At 60.6% G+C, this 16294-nt stretch carries 18 protein-coding genes; 10 read left to right on the top strand and 8 right to left on the bottom strand.

Annotation, left to right across the window (positions count from 1 at the left end):
- Nucleotides 1-8: 8 nt before the first annotated feature.
- From motA to flhD, 3 genes are all read right to left on the bottom strand, one after another.
- Nucleotides 9-869, bottom strand: a complete 861-nt coding sequence (gene motA / locus VFE81_RS02915; protein WP_007179977.1) for a flagellar motor stator protein MotA — start codon at nucleotides 867-869, stop codon at nucleotides 9-11.
- Between the two features lie 237 nt (nucleotides 870-1106).
- On the bottom strand, nucleotides 1107-1667 hold the full coding sequence (gene flhC / locus VFE81_RS02910; RefSeq protein ID WP_325043151.1) for a flagellar transcriptional regulator FlhC: 561 nt from the start codon (nucleotides 1665-1667) through the stop codon (nucleotides 1107-1109).
- Nucleotides 1668-1718: 51 nt separating this feature from the next.
- A complete protein-coding gene (gene flhD / locus VFE81_RS02905) occupies nucleotides 1719-2039 on the bottom strand; it encodes a flagellar transcriptional regulator FlhD (RefSeq protein WP_325043150.1) in 321 nt (106 codons plus the stop codon).
- A 705-nt stretch (nucleotides 2040-2744) separates the two neighbouring features.
- Between flhD and VFE81_RS02900 the strand changes: the two genes are divergently transcribed.
- Complete coding sequence (locus VFE81_RS02900; protein WP_325043149.1) at nucleotides 2745-3809, top strand: glycosyltransferase family 4 protein; 1065 nt, start codon at nucleotides 2745-2747, stop codon at nucleotides 3807-3809.
- A 292-nt stretch (nucleotides 3810-4101) separates the two neighbouring features.
- Here VFE81_RS02900 and VFE81_RS02895 read toward each other — a convergent pair whose 3' ends face one another.
- A complete protein-coding gene (locus tag VFE81_RS02895) occupies nucleotides 4102-4404 on the bottom strand; it encodes an H-NS family nucleoid-associated regulatory protein (protein WP_172165159.1) in 303 nt (100 codons plus the stop codon).
- 290 nt (nucleotides 4405-4694) lie between these two features.
- On the opposite strand from VFE81_RS02895, the gene aqpZ reads away from it, so the two are divergent.
- The 3 genes from aqpZ (at nucleotide 4695) to VFE81_RS02880 (ending at nucleotide 6862) form a co-directional block, all read left to right on the top strand.
- Nucleotides 4695-5435 (top strand): aquaporin Z, encoded by a 741-nt coding sequence (gene aqpZ / locus VFE81_RS02890; RefSeq protein ID WP_325043148.1) that lies wholly within the window; start codon nucleotides 4695-4697, stop codon nucleotides 5433-5435.
- A 143-nt stretch (nucleotides 5436-5578) separates the two neighbouring features.
- Nucleotides 5579-6274, top strand: coding sequence for a histidine phosphatase family protein (locus VFE81_RS02885; protein ID WP_325043166.1), 696 nt, complete (start codon nucleotides 5579-5581; stop codon nucleotides 6272-6274).
- 285 nt (nucleotides 6275-6559) lie between these two features.
- The gene (locus VFE81_RS02880; RefSeq protein WP_325043147.1) at nucleotides 6560-6862 is read left to right on the top strand and encodes a PXPV repeat protein; all 303 of its coding nucleotides are present in this window, start codon (nucleotides 6560-6562) and stop codon (nucleotides 6860-6862) included.
- 69 nt (nucleotides 6863-6931) lie between these two features.
- Here VFE81_RS02880 and VFE81_RS02875 read toward each other — a convergent pair whose 3' ends face one another.
- Nucleotides 6932-7753, bottom strand: a complete 822-nt coding sequence (locus VFE81_RS02875; RefSeq protein WP_325043146.1) for a Cof-type HAD-IIB family hydrolase — start codon at nucleotides 7751-7753, stop codon at nucleotides 6932-6934.
- An 87-nt stretch (nucleotides 7754-7840) separates the two neighbouring features.
- The gene (locus tag VFE81_RS02870; protein WP_325043145.1) at nucleotides 7841-8722 is read right to left on the bottom strand and encodes a BadF/BadG/BcrA/BcrD ATPase family protein; all 882 of its coding nucleotides are present in this window, start codon (nucleotides 8720-8722) and stop codon (nucleotides 7841-7843) included.
- A gap of 138 nt (nucleotides 8723-8860) precedes the next feature.
- Here VFE81_RS02870 and VFE81_RS02865 point away from each other — a divergent pair, with 138 nt between their 5' ends.
- Both VFE81_RS02865 and VFE81_RS02860 read left to right on the top strand, forming a co-directional pair.
- Complete coding sequence (locus tag VFE81_RS02865) at nucleotides 8861-9457, top strand: DNA-3-methyladenine glycosylase I (RefSeq protein WP_325043144.1); 597 nt, start codon at nucleotides 8861-8863, stop codon at nucleotides 9455-9457.
- Between the two features lie 309 nt (nucleotides 9458-9766).
- On the top strand, nucleotides 9767-10192 hold the full coding sequence (locus VFE81_RS02860; protein ID WP_325043143.1) for a hypothetical protein: 426 nt from the start codon (nucleotides 9767-9769) through the stop codon (nucleotides 10190-10192).
- Between the two features lie 212 nt (nucleotides 10193-10404).
- Here the strand turns inward: VFE81_RS02860 and rpsU are convergent, their stop codons facing one another.
- The gene (rpsU, locus tag VFE81_RS02855) at nucleotides 10405-10617 is read right to left on the bottom strand and encodes a 30S ribosomal protein S21 (RefSeq protein ID WP_006050883.1); all 213 of its coding nucleotides are present in this window, start codon (nucleotides 10615-10617) and stop codon (nucleotides 10405-10407) included.
- Nucleotides 10618-10976: 359 nt separating this feature from the next.
- Nucleotides 10977-11918 (bottom strand): aldo/keto reductase, encoded by a 942-nt coding sequence (locus VFE81_RS02850; protein ID WP_325043142.1) that lies wholly within the window; start codon nucleotides 11916-11918, stop codon nucleotides 10977-10979.
- A 270-nt stretch (nucleotides 11919-12188) separates the two neighbouring features.
- Here VFE81_RS02850 and VFE81_RS02845 point away from each other — a divergent pair, with 270 nt between their 5' ends.
- The 4 genes from VFE81_RS02845 to VFE81_RS02830 all read left to right on the top strand — a co-directional run.
- Complete coding sequence (locus VFE81_RS02845; protein WP_325043141.1) at nucleotides 12189-13337, top strand: flagellin; 1149 nt, start codon at nucleotides 12189-12191, stop codon at nucleotides 13335-13337.
- Nucleotides 13338-13493: 156 nt separating this feature from the next.
- Entirely contained in the window at nucleotides 13494-15008 is a 1515-nt protein-coding gene (gene fliD, locus VFE81_RS02840) for a flagellar filament capping protein FliD (protein ID WP_325043140.1), read from the top strand.
- 3 nt (nucleotides 15009-15011) lie between these two features.
- Complete coding sequence (locus VFE81_RS02835; RefSeq protein WP_325043139.1) at nucleotides 15012-15326, top strand: flagellar protein FliT; 315 nt, start codon at nucleotides 15012-15014, stop codon at nucleotides 15324-15326.
- A 257-nt stretch (nucleotides 15327-15583) separates the two neighbouring features.
- A partial coding sequence (locus VFE81_RS02830) for a tetratricopeptide repeat protein (RefSeq protein WP_325043138.1) occupies nucleotides 15584-16294 on the top strand: 711 nt, incomplete at its 3' end.

Raw genomic sequence — 16294 nt, 5'->3', positions numbered from 1 at the left:
GGCGCCCGTTACTTGGCTTTGACGCGGCGCACGTGCTCTTCCAGCTCGGCGAACGACGGGCGTTCGGTCGAGAAGAGCACCTTGCGGCCGAATTCGACCGCAATAGCCGGCGCATAGCCATTCAGGCTGGCGAGAATTGTCACCTTGATGCACTGGAACATCTTGGTCGACTCGGTCACGCGCTGTTCGGCGACGCTCGCGAGCGGTCCGATCAGTCCGTACGAAAGCAGAATCCCGAGGAAGGTGCCGACCAGCGCCTGGGCGATCATCTCGCCGAGCACCGCGGGCGGCTTGTCGGCCGAGGCCATGGTGTGCACCACGCCCATCACCGCGGCCACGATCCCGAACGCCGGCATGGCGTCGCCAACCTTGTTCAGGGCGTGCGCGGGCGCCTCGCCTTCCTGGTGATGCGTCTCGATCTCCTCGTCCATCAGGCTTTCGATCTCGAACGCGTTCATGTTGCCGCCGACCATCAGGCGCAGGTAATCGGTCAGGAATTCGATGATGTGCTTGTCGGCCAGGATCTTCGGATACTGCGTGAAGATCGGACTCTTCGACGGATCGTCGATGTCGGCTTCCAGCGTCAACGTGCCTTCCTTGCGCGCCTTGGCCAGCAGGACGTAGAGGAGCGCCATCAGCTCCATATAGACGTCCTTGTTGTATTTCGCGCCCTTGAACAGGGTTGGAATGACGCGCAGTGTCGCCTTGATCGTCTTCATCCCGTTGCCGAGAATGAACGCGCCGATGCCGGCGCCGACGATCATCAGCACTTCGACGGGTTGCAGCAGGGCGCCAAGATGACCGCCTTCCAGCGCGTAACCGCCGAAAACGGACAAAAGCGTCACGAGTGTTCCCACGAAAATCAGCACTGCCGAGCCCTCACAAAGAAGCGACGGTGACCGTCGTTAGTCTGGTTTACGGCAACGGAGCAGAAAACTTTGGCGGAAAAGCGGTGCGTCACTCCGGTGCAAACCAGAGGCGGGTTAAACCGGCCCGGTGAGGCCCAGCAAGGCCCGGCACCGGCCGGCCGGGCCGGAAGGCCCGCCGAATGGGGGTGTGGGCACGTGCACCGGGCTGCGGATGGTAGGCCGGTGCCGCCCCGCGGCTCAAATCTCGAGCGCAGCGAGGCTTTCGCGGGCCCGGGCGTCGGCAAATTTCTTTGTCTTACCGGCGCGCGAAGGCGGCTGGCATAGCCCGCAGACAAAGGCGTGCTGCGGATCGTGCGCGTGGGCGACAAAATGGCCGCCGCACCGGCAGCAGGCGGTCATTTGCAGCATTCCGGAGTCGAAGAAGCGCACCAGCGTCCAGGCGCGCGTGAGACTGAGCACGGGCTCGTCGTCGTGCAACTGGACATGTTCCAGATAGAGCCGGTAGCTCTTCACGATCGACTGGATCGTCAGACAGCCGCCGTGGTCGGTCATGAAACGGTAAATGTTATAGAACAGCGATGAGTGAAAGTTCGGCTGCCAGGTCATGAACCAATCGGTCGAAAACGGCAACATGCCCTTGGGCGGCGACACTCCTTTCAGCTCCTTGTAGAGCTTGATAAGCCTGTCGCGCGACAGGCTGGTCTCAGCCTCGAGCAATTGCAACCGCGCGCCGAGCTCGATCAGCTCGATGGCCAGGGTAATTTCCCTGACTTCCTGCACAACACTTTTGTATGCCATCCGCTTGCATTTCCCCCGTCCTGATCGCTTTATTTGAACTACAAGCTGCCATCAGCCGAGTTGCTCGACTGGCTGGCTTGCCATCAGGATCGCGGAATGCGCCTGAGCCACGGCGCTGGATTTGCCTTTGTCCGCAAGGGCGGACAGCACGGCATGGTCATCGAAACGGAAACGGCACAACACCTGGTTGGACGCCGCCAGCTTCACGGTCTGCGCCAACGACAGATTGGCGAGCACGTCGGCTAACTGGTCCGAAATCCCCATGCGAAACATGCCCATCGGCTTGTCTTCGCGCAGCAGGCGCTGCGCGAGCAGGAGATAAGACAGGTTGACTTCTCTGATCTCATTGAGCATTTCGCTTATCGCGCTCATGATTCCCCCGGGTATATCTGGCTGGTCGGGCCGTTACGGAAACGTTTGCTCGAACGCGCGCACTTAAACCGCACGAATCGGCTCGTTTCTGGTCTTGCAAGCATTGTGTCGAAAGGGAGAGCGCACGAAAATCGGACAGACACCCTGCCAGCCTGACGGATTAATCCGTCATTCGTGTAGGAATTTTTCCTACACGACGTGGGCCAACAAGAAGGCTGGAGCAGGCGAAGCGGCGCGCAGCTTGGGATTCGCGATGCGCTTCGGATAATTATTCCGCAGAAATGTGAACCAGATGGTGAGTCCTGAGTGGCTCGCGGTTCGCACCTTGTATCGGTGAAAAAGAATTATAAGACGTTTCACTTCGGTGCAACACGCGTGGTATAGGGGCCGCGCTCCAGTCCCGGGACCGCCCCTTGCTCGTATCTCCTCTGCGTTTGAACGTCCACCCAGTCGGGCTTGCCGACTATCGGGACCACGCTCCTACTGACCTGTTACGCATCATGTTTCGCGCTGTAACAACATTAAGCGTTTGAAAAATAACTCGAATTAGCGCGGCCAATCCTGATAATGAAGCTAAGGGATTACCCGACGCAGGTTCGGAGCACCCCGGGCGGCGGCTTACCGCGCCCACCCGTCCGTCAGGCATTCGCTCCTCGCTCTACTCGAGCGCCGCTGTGCGAAGCCGTTTTGAACAGGAGAAAACGCATGCGAATCGCACAAATTGCGCCGCTGTATGAAGCTGTCCCGCCGAAACTCTATGGTGGCACCGAACGCGTCGTGTCGTATCTGACCGAAGCGTTGGTCGACCTCGGCCACGACGTCACGCTGTTTGCGAGCGGCGACTCGGTCACCTCCGCGAACCTCGACGCCTGCTGGCCGCGTGCGCTGCGCCTCGACCCGACGATCCGCGATGCGCTGGCTCCGCACGTCCTGATGATGGAAAAGGTGCGCAAGGTCGCGCATGAGTTCGACGTGCTGCACTTTCACCTCGACTACATGCCATTCCCGCTCTTCACCACCATGGACACACCGTTCGTGACGACGCTTCACGGCCGCCTGGACTTGCCGGAACTGCAACCGGTGTTCGACGCATTCTCGAATGTGCCGGTGGTGTCGATTTCGGATTCGCAGCGCGCGCCGCTGCCGCAAGCCAACTGGCTGAATACGATTTACCACGGCCTGCCGGAGCAATTGCTCACGCCGCAGACGCACAAGAAGCCGGAATACCTGGCGTTCCTCGGCCGAATCTGTCCTGAGAAGCGCGTCGATACAGCTATCAAGATCGCTGCACAAAGCGGTTTGCCGCTGAAGATCGCCGCTAAGGTGGACAAGGTCGACCAGGAATACTTCAAGAAGGAAATCGAGCCGCTGCTCTCCATGGCGCACGTGGAGTTCGTCGGCGAAATCAACGAGGCGCAGAAACCCGAGTTCCTGTCGGGCGCCAAGGCGCTGCTGTTCCCGATCGACTGGTCGGAGCCGTTCGGTCTCGTGATGATCGAATCGATGGCGTGCGGCACACCGGTAATCGCGTTCAACCGCGGCTCGGTGCCGGAAGTGATCGATCACGGCGTGACCGGCTACATTGTCGAGGACGTTCAAGGTGCGGTGGCCGCGCTGCAACGCCTGGACGAACTGTCACGCACTGAGATCCGCGCGCAGTTCGAACGCCGCTTCAGCTCGAAGACAATGGCTCAGAATTACGTTGACGGCTATTCGGCACTGATCGAAGCGACGCGCCGCCCGGTGTTGCGCCAGGTAGCGGTGGGTTGAACGACGCGCTTAAGCGGCTCATGTTTTTTATGCGCTCAGCCGCTTAAGTCGTGCCTCTGCCGCTTACGCCACTTTCCGATTCGCGCGCCAATCATGGGTAAATCTGCCTGGTGAATCGTTTGCGCGAGCGGTTAGCAGGAGTTAACCCGCTTCTACTCCGGAAAGCCGCCTCTCAAGGGCGGCTTTTTTAATACAGGAGTGGATGCGCTTCCATCCCGGATTAGCGCGGTGCGAATAAACAACCCGGCAACGATCGACCTTCAGTTGGCTTTCGCCTGGACTAACAGGACATTCAAGCCGCGCCAATCAGAAAGCGTTCGCGATTCTTGCCGACAATCCACTTTGGCGGTTTGCCACGCCCGCTCCAGGTATTGCCCGATTTTGGATCCTGGTACTTGGCCGGTAGCGGCGCCTTCTTCGGTGGGCGTCCGCGCCTGGCGGCAACCGCAAAGCCGAGGTCCTGCGCGGTTAGACCGTATTCAGCGATCTTTTGGCGGATGTCGGCGACAACGTTGTCGACTTCAGTACGGCGCGCTTCATCTGCCTGTGCCTGCAATTTGGCGATCTGCGCCTTGAGGTCTGCATATTGAGACATTTCGGTTCTCCCCTTTTTTAGAACTCATTCGCTCGCAGACTAGCTGTAATTATAAAAATTCGCAATGGACAATAATACCGATTTAGGAAGATATCCTCTGATAATTATTAAGCGTCGATGAAATGTAAAACGAGATCTTTATCAGGTAATAATAGGTAAAGGCGACTCCACATTGACAATTCTTGACACCTAATCTGGCTGTCTTTCCCTAGAATTGCGCGCTCAATGGCATGCACTTGCGCTTAGCATTCATGCCACTCCAAGCGTCAAACATTTTAGGATTACCAATCATGCAGTTGTCAAAGCGCCTTGCTGCCGAGCTGTTCGGCACCTTCTGGCTCGTGCTCGGGGGCTGCGGCAGCGCCGTCCTCGCCGCTAACTTCGCCGGCCCGGTCCACGGTCTGGGCATCGGCTTCGTGGGCGTCTCGCTCGCATTCGGCCTCACTGTCCTGACAATGGCGTATGCGATCGGCCACATCTCCGGCTGTCACCTGAATCCGGCGGTGAGCGTCGGCCTGACCGTCGCTGGCCGTTTTCCGGCTCGCGACCTGCTGCCGTACATCGTCGCGCAAGTGATCGGCGCGGTGCTGGGTGCGCTGGTGCTGTCGTTGATCGCATCGGGCAAGCCGGGTTTCGACCTCGTCGCCAGCGGTTTCGCCAGCAACGGCTATGGTGAGCGCTCGCCAGGCCATTACTCGCTCGCAGCCGCCTTCATTTGTGAAGTGGTGATGACGGGCTTCTTCCTGTTCGTCATCCTCGGCGCGACCGACAAACGCGCGCCGGCCGGTTTCGCGCCGATCGCCATCGGCCTGTGCCTGACGCTGATCCACCTGATCTCGATTCCGGTGACCAACACGTCGGTCAACCCGGCGCGCTCGACCGGCCCGGCACTGTTCGTCGGCGGCGCAGCGATGGATCAACTGTGGATGTTCTGGGTCGCACCGATTATCGGCGCGGTGATCGCCGGCGTGCTGTACCCGGTCATCGCCGAAAGCCGCCGCGGCAATTCGCAGGAAATGGCGCTCGACTGATCAGCGAGTGCGCGTATCCAGGCAGTCAAAGCGGGCGCTACGGCGCCCGTTTTGTTTTGTGCGCACGATGCAGGCAGCCGGTGGCCTGCCAATGGCACGCTGCTAGAATCGTGCGACTTCCCAAGCTCGCACAGGTGCTACCGATGACTCGTTTCCGCGGATTCCTGCATGGCGTCGCACTCTCCATCGGCGGTCTGTGTGCTGGCGTATTGGCGTTGCCCGCGGCCCATGCGGCGGACGGCAACACTGAAACGCTCGTATTCGTGCGCCACGGTGAGAAACCCGCCAAGGGTTACGGCCAGCTCAATTGCCAGGGGCTCAACCGTGCGCTGGCGTTGCCCGCAGTGATTGCCGCCAAGTTCGGCAAACCAGATGCAATCTACGCACCCGATCCCGGCCAGCAAAAGGACGACAGCGGTCACCCCTACTACTATATTCGGCCGCTTGCGACCATCGAGCCAACCGCCATCCAATTCCAGATGCCGGTGCAAACGCCATACGGCTTCGCCCAGATCGATCAACTCGGCACGGCGCTCGTCAATCCGGCCAATCGCAACAAGCTGATTATCGTCGCGTGGGAACACAAGCTGATCGTGAAGTTGTTGCGCCAGATGATGAGCACGCATGGCGGCAATGCTGCCGATGTTCCCAACTGGCACAGCGACGACTTCGACAGTATTTATATTGTTCGCCTCGACTGGCAAAACGGCACGGCCAACGCCAGGTTCAAGCTTGACCGCCAAGGATTGAACGGCCGCGCGACGGATTGCCCATGCGCGGCGCTGCCGGATGTCTCTTCTGCGGCTGCGGCGGGTGCTTCCGCGGGCTCAGCTGATTAATTGGGTAATACAGATGTAAGCCGTGATTACGGGCGCGGCTGGCAAATTTTTTCAGCAGATGGCGGCAACTGGGCGCCGGCTTGTGCAAATGAGCCAAGAAGCCTTATATGACGGGGCTTCGAGCGGAAAGCGCAGCCCGCGTGTTGCGTTCGAACGTTCCTTCTACAGCCTTTCAACCGCTGCGACGATGCTTGCAGTCCGTAACATCTCGTCGCAGTAGAGAGCGCCCGGAATGCGTAGATTGATCCTGTGCGACAAACTTACGTCGCCTCACAGGAGAACAACATGAAACGCATCGTCATTCATTTGCTGGTTGCTGCTGGACTCGCGGCGGGCGCATGCGGCGTCGCGCAAGCGCATACGGATCTGAATATCGGGCTGTCGCTCGGCGCGCCGGTTTATGCCCAGCCGGCACCTGTCTATGCAGCGCCGCAGCCGGTGTACTACGGCAATGGCGGCTGGGAACATCGCTATGACCGCGGCGACTACTATCGCGGCGACCACGGATATAACCGCGGCTGGAATCACAACGACCGCCACTGGGGTCACGATGACCGTGGCGATCGCCGTGGCGGATGGCACGGCTGATCGTAGCGTTACCTGAAGTCTCGAAGAAGCGGCCCGCATCCACGAAAGAGGATGCGGGCCGTCCCGTTTTCAGGACATCAGTTCGTCGTCGAGCGAGAAAAGTTTGCGCAGATGGCGAGCAACGGCCGCTTCGAAGTTATTGCCGATGCGCGGCACGTTCGGCAAACGCGTGATGAGATCGGGATTGGCATTGTTCATCATAAACGGATGGCCGGCTGTCTCCAGCAGGTCGATATCGTTCATGTTGTCGCCAAACGCCACGCATTGCGAGGCATCGACGCCGAGGCGCTCGAGCACGATCTGCAATGCACGGCCCTTCGATACATTCGAAGTCATCACCTCCAGGCAGTCCGGCAGCGAATAGGTGACGTACAGTGCGTCGCCGAATTCGCGCGCCAGGTTGGCCGAGATCTGCGCGAGATCGGCAGGCTCACCGATGTAGAGGGCCTTGGCGATGTCGACGCCGTCGTGCTTCGGCAGATCGGTGACCTCGTAGGTGAAACCGGAATCCTGATGGAATTTCAGCAGGTCTGGTGCGTCGCGGTCGATCAACCACGCCTGGTCGGCGAACAGATTGACGATCACACGGCCATGCGCGCCGACGATTTCCGGCTGCACCAGCCGCTGCACGATGGCCGGAGGCAGGTCATCGGCGTGGATCACGGTGTTGTCCGGCGCGTGAATGCGTGCGCCGTTCGACGTGATCAGATACGGATTGATGCCCAGCAGGTCGCGAATGCCCGCGACGTCGCAGTAATGGCGCCCTGTCGCAATCACGAAGTGCAGCCCATCGCTTTCCAGTTTGCGCACGGTGGCGATCGTGAACGGGTCCACCTGGTGATCGGCGTTGAGCAGCGTGCCGTCGAGATCCGTGGCAATGACTTTGTACATAGTGTGAGCAGCCGGGCAGCGTCAAAGATCGCATTTTACCGTTGCGCGCCGTATCGGTGCGATCGCACCCGGCGCGCGGGGCGATTCTCAACCGGCGATGCGAACCGCTTCGCGCTGCGCTAACTGCAAACCGCCGTGTGCGGAGTCCGCCAATGGCTCGCGCAAACGGGCGTGATAAATCTGCGGCACGTATTCGCGCAAGGGTGCGCCGAGACCGCCACACAGCGCGACTGGCAAGGTCGCCGAAGGGTCGAGGGCGGCAATCATCTTGCCCACGTCCACGCCGGCCTCGCTGAGCAAACGCGCCGCGAACGGATGCGCGCGATGCGCGATGACGATCGGCGCGAGCCTTGCATAGGTCGTCTGATTGGCTTCGCATAGCCAGACCACGAGGCTGTCGCGGTCATATGCACCGGTGTGGGCGAGCAGCGCCTGCGCCAGATCGTCGTGGGGCACACGACCGTCGAGCGCCTGCTGCGCGTGCACGATGCCCCGCAGCCCGAGCCAGGCGCCGCTCGCTTCGTCGCCCGACGGGTAACCGAAGCCGCCAGCGATTCGGTATTCGCCATTGCCGTCAAGTGCGGCCGCCTGACTACCAGTGCCAAGCGCAACGACCACGCCGTGCCCGCCGCCGTGAGCACCGAGCAAGGTGGTGTACACATCGCTTTCCACCGCGAGCCCGGCTACCGAAGGCGCCTGCGCGCGAAACGCAGCCAGCCAGTCGCGATTATTGACCCCTGCCAACCCGCAACCGAGTACGCAGCGTGTCCAATCCAGCGGCACGCCTGCACGCGCAAACGCCTCGGCGCAGCCGGCGCCGATGGCCTGCCACGCGCGCTCCACGCCGAGACCCAGACCCGACGGGCCGCCCGCCGCCTGCGCCAGTTCGCGGCCATGCGCGTCGCCGAGTACGACGCGCGTACCGCTGCCGCCGCCATCAATGCCGATCAGAAAGAGGTCTTTATTCATCGAATCGAGTGAGTCCAAGTGGTGAATAACGCATAGCGTGGCAGGTCAGTTTCAATCCGGCAATCGGCCGAATGGCCAGCTTGCAGCGCGCCCGGCTTCCGCTATGCTGACGGGCGACATGACAACGGGAGCGCGACAGTGACACAGCGATGCAACTGGGTATCGAGCGAAGCGCTCGCACACTACCACGACACCGAATGGGGCGTGCCCTCGCGCGACGATCAGCATTTGTTCGAACTGCTCGTGCTGGAAGGCGCGCAGGCGGGTTTGTCATGGTCGACGATTCTCAACAAACGAACCGGCTATCGTCGTGCATTCTCCGACTTCGACATCGACAAGGTAGCGCGCTTTACCCCCAAACGTATCGATGCACTAGTGCTGGACGAAAGTATCGTGCGCCATCGCGGCAAGATCGAATCGGCCATCACCAATGCGCGCGCCGTGCAGCAAATTCAGGCCGAACACGGCTCGCTCGCCAACTTCGTATGGTCGTTCGTCGATCAGATGCCGATCCAGAACGATTGGGCATCGTATAAACAGGCGCCCGCATCGACCGAAATTTCTGACGCGCTCAGCAAGGGGCTGAAGCGCTATGGCTGCAAGTTCGTCGGCTCGACGATCTGCTATGCGTTCATGCAGGCGGTCGGCATGGTGAACGACCACGAGGCGAGCTGCATGTGCCGCGCACGCTGCGCGGCGCTCGGCAAAAAAGGACGCAATCGCAAAGCCGGCTGAGGCGGCAGCGGTCGCCCCCGCGTGGCCCAGCGCGTCTGAGACGCCGCTCTCATCGCAAGCGACCTTCAGGTATCCGGTAAAGCCCGTCTACGCTTTTCGCGCACCAGGCCGTTAAAGAGGCAATGAGTGCTGGTTGCCACGGTGGCGGTCGGCGTCGCCAGGCCGGCATGAGCGGCAGACGAGCCAAACCCGGGAATTGAAGGCTTTTCGCCGTGCTAGTCCGAGCTTCGTTAATCGACGCGTGCCCGATACTGCCATTCATGCGCTCAAACAACGAATAGCCGCTACGTAACGCATGGGAGACCAACCATGAAAACCTTTAACTTCCTGACGCATCAGGAGATTTTCGATCAGGCTGTGGACCATCTGCTCGGCCAGAAGCGCGCCGCCTTGCTGCCACGCGGCGGCGGCGCTTACCGCGGCTACTGTGGCGGCTGTCCGGTCGGCAACTTCATCAAGCCGCGCGACTACATGACCGCGATGGAAGGCGTTCCGGTACGCTACATCGGCAAAGCGCCCGTCGAGGTGCCCGCTTATATGGATGCCGGCATATCTGCGCTTAAGAAGGCGCTGCTGCACGCCCGTCTCAATGTGTATGACCCGGCCACTGTCACCCTGCTCAGTTGCCTGCAAAACGTGCACGATGTGTTCGGCACGTGGGAATGGCATGAGCGTCTGAGCTCGATTGCCCGGCAATTCGGCCTGTCTGCCGAGCGCCTGAAGAACGCCGCGTAACGCGCCTCAGTGCAGCCGCCGTTAAGCAGCCTAGCCTGCTCCGGCCCGAAACCCGCCAGCCAGGCGCGTGTCGCGCCTTGGCGCTCCGTCTGACGCTAAACGGAACCAGCGACTCAACTGCAAAAACCCAACGAAAACGGCGCCCAAAAGCAAAACGGCGATGTGGCTTCTTTCGAAGCTCACACCGCCGTTCGGCGTGCGTAAAAGCGTGCTTAGTGCAGCTTTTTCGGCAGCATCTGGCTGCGCAGGCGCTTGTGCAGGCGCTTCACAGCAGCAGCCTTCTTGCGCTTACGTGCCGTAGTCGGCTTTTCGTACGATTGGCGCTCACGCAGTTCAGCGATCAGGCCATTCTTTTCGATTGCGCGACGAAAGCGGCGAATCGCCACTTCGAACGGCTCGTTTTCTTTCAGAAGAATCGTCGTCATGTAATTCCTAACTCAATCACTTGATAGGGGTAAATTGCGTGGCGGGATACCGCTCACGCGCCGGCCCTCCGGTCGTTCCGATTCATGGCCAGTAACAGGCAAACGCGGGAAAAATCCCGGCCAAACCACGAATGAAACGAGAGGCATAACGGCCACGGAGGCCGGAAAAGAGAGGTGGGGAGTTCACCGCGGAACGCGGACAGACGTAACGCATATGCCGCGTCTGCTGCCGTTTCGCCAACCTTTCATCAATGAAAAACATTAACGAAACAGGCAAAGATCTCAATTCACTCCCGATGATATCAGGAAACTCCCCATCCTACCAGGGGTTTAGCGATCGCGCCAGGTCCCTTGCGTGATCACGCGCTCGCCTCATCCAGTTCGCGGATATCGGCACCGGTCAGCATCAGGTGAACGGCGGCGGCCAGGCTTTTTAGCTGGTCAACCGAGGTCGCGCTGGCAATTGGGGCCGTGACGCTCGGGCGCGCGATCAGCCATGCCAGTGCAACGGTCGCCGGCGTGCTGCCGTGCCGCTCGGCGACCCGGTCGAGCGCGTCCAGAATCCGCAAACCGCGCTCGTTCAGATATTGCTCGACCCGGCTGCCGCGCGCCTTGTTGGCCAGATCAGCCTGCGAACGGTACTTCCCGGACAGAAAACCGCTTGCGAGGCTCCAGTACACCACCACGCTGAGCTGATTGGCGAGCGCAACCGGTTCGGTGTCACGCTCGTACTCCGCGCGGTCGTACAGGTTGTACTCCGGCTGCAGCAACTGGTACTCGGGCAGCCCCTGCTGGCGGGACACGGCAAGCGCTTCCTCGACGCGAGCGCCGCTGTAATTCGACGCGCCGATCACCCGCACCTTGCCCGCCTCGATCAGCTTCTGGTACGCGCCGAGCGTTTCAACGAGCGGCGTTTCGGTGTCGTCGTCGTGAGAAAAATAGACATCGATGTAATCGGTCTGCAAGCGCCGTAGCGAATCTTCGACCGCCGCCTGAATGTTCGCCGCCGACAAGCCCTTGCGCTGCGGGTGTTTGGAAACCTTGGTGGCGAGCACGATCCTGTCGCGCTTGCCGCTCTGCTTGAACCACTTACCGATGATGGTTTCCGATTCGCCGCCCTGGTTGCCCGGCGCCCACGCGGAATAGACATCGGCGGTATCGATAAAGTTGAGCCCTGCATCGACAAATGCATCCAGGATCGAAAACGAGGTGGTTTCATCAGCGGTCCAGCCAAATACATTGCCGCCAAACATAAGCGGCGCGACCTCTAATTCGGAACGTCCAATCCGGCGCTTTTGCATGATTTCTCCAGGGGTTTGTTGCAAGAGAAAAAGAGAATACGCCGTCTTTTCAATACCTGCAGTGGACTTCCCGAACAAGGCTGCAAACGGCTTACAGACGAGTGACGGTCGAACCGGCCCGATAAACAATTGGGTTGCTATTGCACAAAGTTCCTCAAGTTTTTTTTAGATGCGCCGTCAACCTTCACTGAGGCGGCCAGCAATGAACGAGTGCTTTCCGCCGATGCCAACGTGGCGTATTGGGCTCAAGGCTTATTTAGGAGATTTTCCATGCTCGGAATCAATAGCAACATCAACTCGCTGGTTGCACAGCAAAACCTTAGTGGCTCGCAGAGCGCCCTTTCGCAAGCCATCACCCGCCTCTCGTCGGGCAAGCGCATCAACAGCGCGGCTGACGATGCAGCAGGTCTGGCAATCTCGACGCGTATGCAAACGCAGATCAACGGCCTGAACCAGGGCGTGTCGAATGCGAACGACGGCGTGTCGATGATTCAAACCGCATCGAGCGCACTGTCGTCGTTGACCTCGAGCCTGCAGCGTATCCGCCAACTGGCCGTGCAAGCATCGACCGGTTCGCTGTCGTCGAGCGACCAGGCAGCACTGCAGAAGGAAGTTTCGGCGCAGATCGCGGAAGTGAACCGTATCGCGTCGCAAACGACGTACAACGGCACCAACATTCTGGACGGCTCGGCAGGCAGCGTGACGTTCCAGGTCGGCGCGAACGTCGGTCAGACGATCAGCCTGGACCTGAGCCAGTCGATGTCGGCGGCGAAGATCGGCGGCGGTCTGGTGCAAACGGGTCAAACCGTCGGCACGGTCGCTATCAGCACGGATTCGACCGGTACGTACACCAGCACGGGCGCAACGATCACGTCGGTCAACGTGCTGTCGGACGGCAAGGGCGGCTATACCTTCACTGACCAGAACAACCAGGGGATCTCGGGGGCCGCAGTTGCCAAAATCTTCTCGTCTGGTACGGGCGCAGGTGTGGGCACGGCAATCACCAACCTGACGCTGAACGCTACCTTGGCTACGTCGATGGGTGCGACCGCTGCCGGTGTCGCTACCGCAGCAGTGGCTCAGATCAACGCGATCAACAACCCGCCGACGGTTTCGAACCTCGACATCAGCACGGTCACCGGCGCGAACGAAGCGATGGTCTCGATCGACAACGCGCTGCAAACGGTCAACACGCTGCAAGCTTCGCTGGGGGCCGCACAAAACCGTTTCACCTCGATCTCGACGTCGCAACAAGCTGAATCGACCGACCTGTCGTCGGCACAATCGCAAATCACGGACGCTAACTTCGCACAAGAAACGGCGAACCTGAGCAAGGCGCAAGTGCTGCAACAAGCTGGTATCTCCGTGTTGGCGCAAGCTAACTCGCTGCCGCAGCAAGTTCTGAAGCTCCTGCAATAAGAGCTGATGCAGTAAAGTGATGCGCCACGCGCAAGTGCGGCGCATCACAGGGTTTCAAGCAACGGGAGGCATGCCTCCCGATGTGCATTTCCATCACCCAGTGATGTAGCATCGCGCACCACCCAATACAGATTCCTAGACGCCTGGAGCCTCTGCATGTCCTCGATCTCAACCACGTCTTCTGCGACGTCAAGTGCAGCTGCCAATGCTGCGCTGCAGTCGGCTGCACAATCGATCATCAGCGGCTCGACGGGCAATTCGTCGATGGACGTGTCGACGCTCGTTACGGCACTCGTGAACGCGAAGACCGCAGGACAAACCGCGGCTCTGGCGGCACAACAAACCACGGACAACACGACACTGTCCGCGTACGGCGCACTGAGCTCCGCGCTGGGCGCGTTGCAATCGGGTATCACGAACCTCGCAAACGGCAACACGCTGGCGACTTTCGCGGCAACTGCGAGCGGTACCGGTCTGACGGCGACGGCAGGTGCAGGTGCGGTGGCCGGCAGCTACTCGGTCGCGGTGACGCAGATCGCCAGCTCGCAGGCGCTGTCCTCGTCAGCATTCGGCGCCACGACGCAACTGGGCACCGGCGCGCTGACCGTTTCGCTCGGCGGCAAGTCGATGAACATCAGCGTCGACAGCACCAACAACACGCTCGCCGGCATTGCTTCCGCGATCAACTCCGGTAGCGGCAACCCCGGCGTCACGGCGACGATCGTGACCGGCACGGACGGCGCCCACCTCGTGCTGCGCGCGGCGAACACGGGTGCCGCCAACGTCATCAACGTCTCGACCAGCAACATCACCACCGACACGGGCCTGTCGAGCCTCGGTGTGACCTCGACCGCAAGCACCACGGGCGGCCAATCGTCGATCACGTCGGCGAATTCGAGCAGCGCCTGGACGCAAAGCGCGTATGCCCAGGACGCCGAATTCACGGTCGGCGGGATCGCGGCCAGCAGCTCGAGCAACGCCGTGACCAGCGCCATTTCCGGCGTCACGATGAATCTGACGTCGGCGGCTGCCGGCACCACGCAGACGCTGAACATTACGACCGACACCTCAGCGCAAAGCACCGCGATCAACAATTTCGTCAGCCTCTACAACACCGTCGTCACGACGATGTCCACGCTCACGTCGTTCAGTTCCGGGTCCACGTCGCAAGGCCCGCTGCTCGGCGACTCGACGCTTCAGACGATCAAGAACACGCTTGCCACGATCGTGGGCGGCTCGGTTGGCTCGGGCAGCACCGGCACCACGCTGGCATCGATCGGCATTACGCTGAAGGGCGACCCGGCGGACGGCACGATGGTGGTCGACAACACCGCGCTGAGCACCGCACTGACGAGCAGCCCGGGGACGGTCGCCTCACTCTTCAATTCGACCAACGGCATCGCCGAGCAGTTGAACACCAGCATCACCACCTTCACGCAGAAGGGCGGCATCATCGATGCGCGCAACACCGCGCTGAACACCGACCTGAAGAGTGTCGCCACGCAGCAAACTTCGCTCGCCAACTACACAGCGCAATTGACGAATCAGTATCAGGCTCAGTTCACCGCCCTGAACACGCTGATGGCGACGATGAACAACAATTCGCAATACCTGACCGCCCTGTTCGGCGGCACCAACAGCGCCGGCGCGCTGGCGACCAACAAGGGCTAAACCATGGACCCGATCGAAATGAACCAGACCGAACTGATCAAACGGCTGCTGTCGATGACCCGGGAAATCGAACACGCCGCCTCACTCGCCGACTGGCCGGAAGCGGCCCGCCTGACCGAAGCGCGCTCGCCGCTGCTGATGTCGCTGTCAACGGAGCAGGAACCGGCCGCGCTGGACATGATCCGCCGAATCCAGGCCATCGACGCAGCACTGCTCGCCAATGCGGAAACCACCCAGAACGAACTGCACACCGAGTTCGAAGCCGCGATGGGCCGCACCAAGGCTGCCGGCGAGTATCAGCGGGTGGCCCGGCTGTAGGCAACCCAATGCCTGATGGCCATTGTCCGGCCAAAAGCAGCCGCACAACCCGCCCGACCGAACAATAAGAACTACGCGCTGAAGTGAGGGCGCGCTCGTTCCCTCAGCCCGCCTTGTGCGGGCTTTTTTCTTGTCTTTTGAGCTTCCGCGGCCCACTCCATACGCCAAACAGGCGGCTTTTTCACCGTCATCTCTTCGCATCGGAAAGCCTCGCCTCGTCGCACAATTTCCGTCATAGACCATTCTGCGCTGAGACCATGACTCTCCTGTACGAGCAGCCGACCGCTGAACCCTTGACGCCCAAACAACAACTCGAGCATGACATCGCGCTCGTTTTGCAAACGGCGCTGGAGCACCATCACAAGGGCGAATTCGACGACGCCGAAGCGCTGTATCGGGCAATTCTCGAGGAGCGGCCCAACCATGCCGACGTGCTTTACAACCTCGGCGTGCTGCTGGTTCAGCTCAGCCGTCCGTCAGACGCTTTACCCTGTTTCGAACAGAGCCTCGGTGTCCAGCCGCATAACGGCCAGTATTGGGTGGGCTATATCAACGCGTTGATCGACGCCAATGAAGTAGCCGCCGCGTGGCTGGCGTTGGAAATGGGCCAGAAGCAAGGGCTAAAGGGTCCTGCGGTGGACGGCCTGATCACGCGAATGGCGAATCCTGGCAAGGTCGTCCCGACGATCCAGGTGCCGCTTGAAAGTCCGACGACAGAAAACGGCGCTGCCGCTAAAACTGCCGTCCCGGCGACACAGGCGGTCACGGTCGTGGGCAAGTCCACCATCGCATCCGGCAGGCGGGTCAGCCAGCAGGAAACGACGCGCTTCACTTCGCTGTACAACAAAGGCCAGATCACCGAAGCAGTCAAACTCGCCCGCTCGCTTACCGAGCGTTTTCCGGCTGACGGCAACACATGGCGCTGGCTCGGAATTGCGCTGCACCGTCTGGGCCGATACGACGATGCG

Source organism: Paraburkholderia sp. (assembly GCF_035656215.1).
Taxonomy (GTDB): domain Bacteria; phylum Pseudomonadota; class Gammaproteobacteria; order Burkholderiales; family Burkholderiaceae; genus Paraburkholderia.
This window is presented reverse-complemented; position numbering and strand designations above follow the sequence as displayed.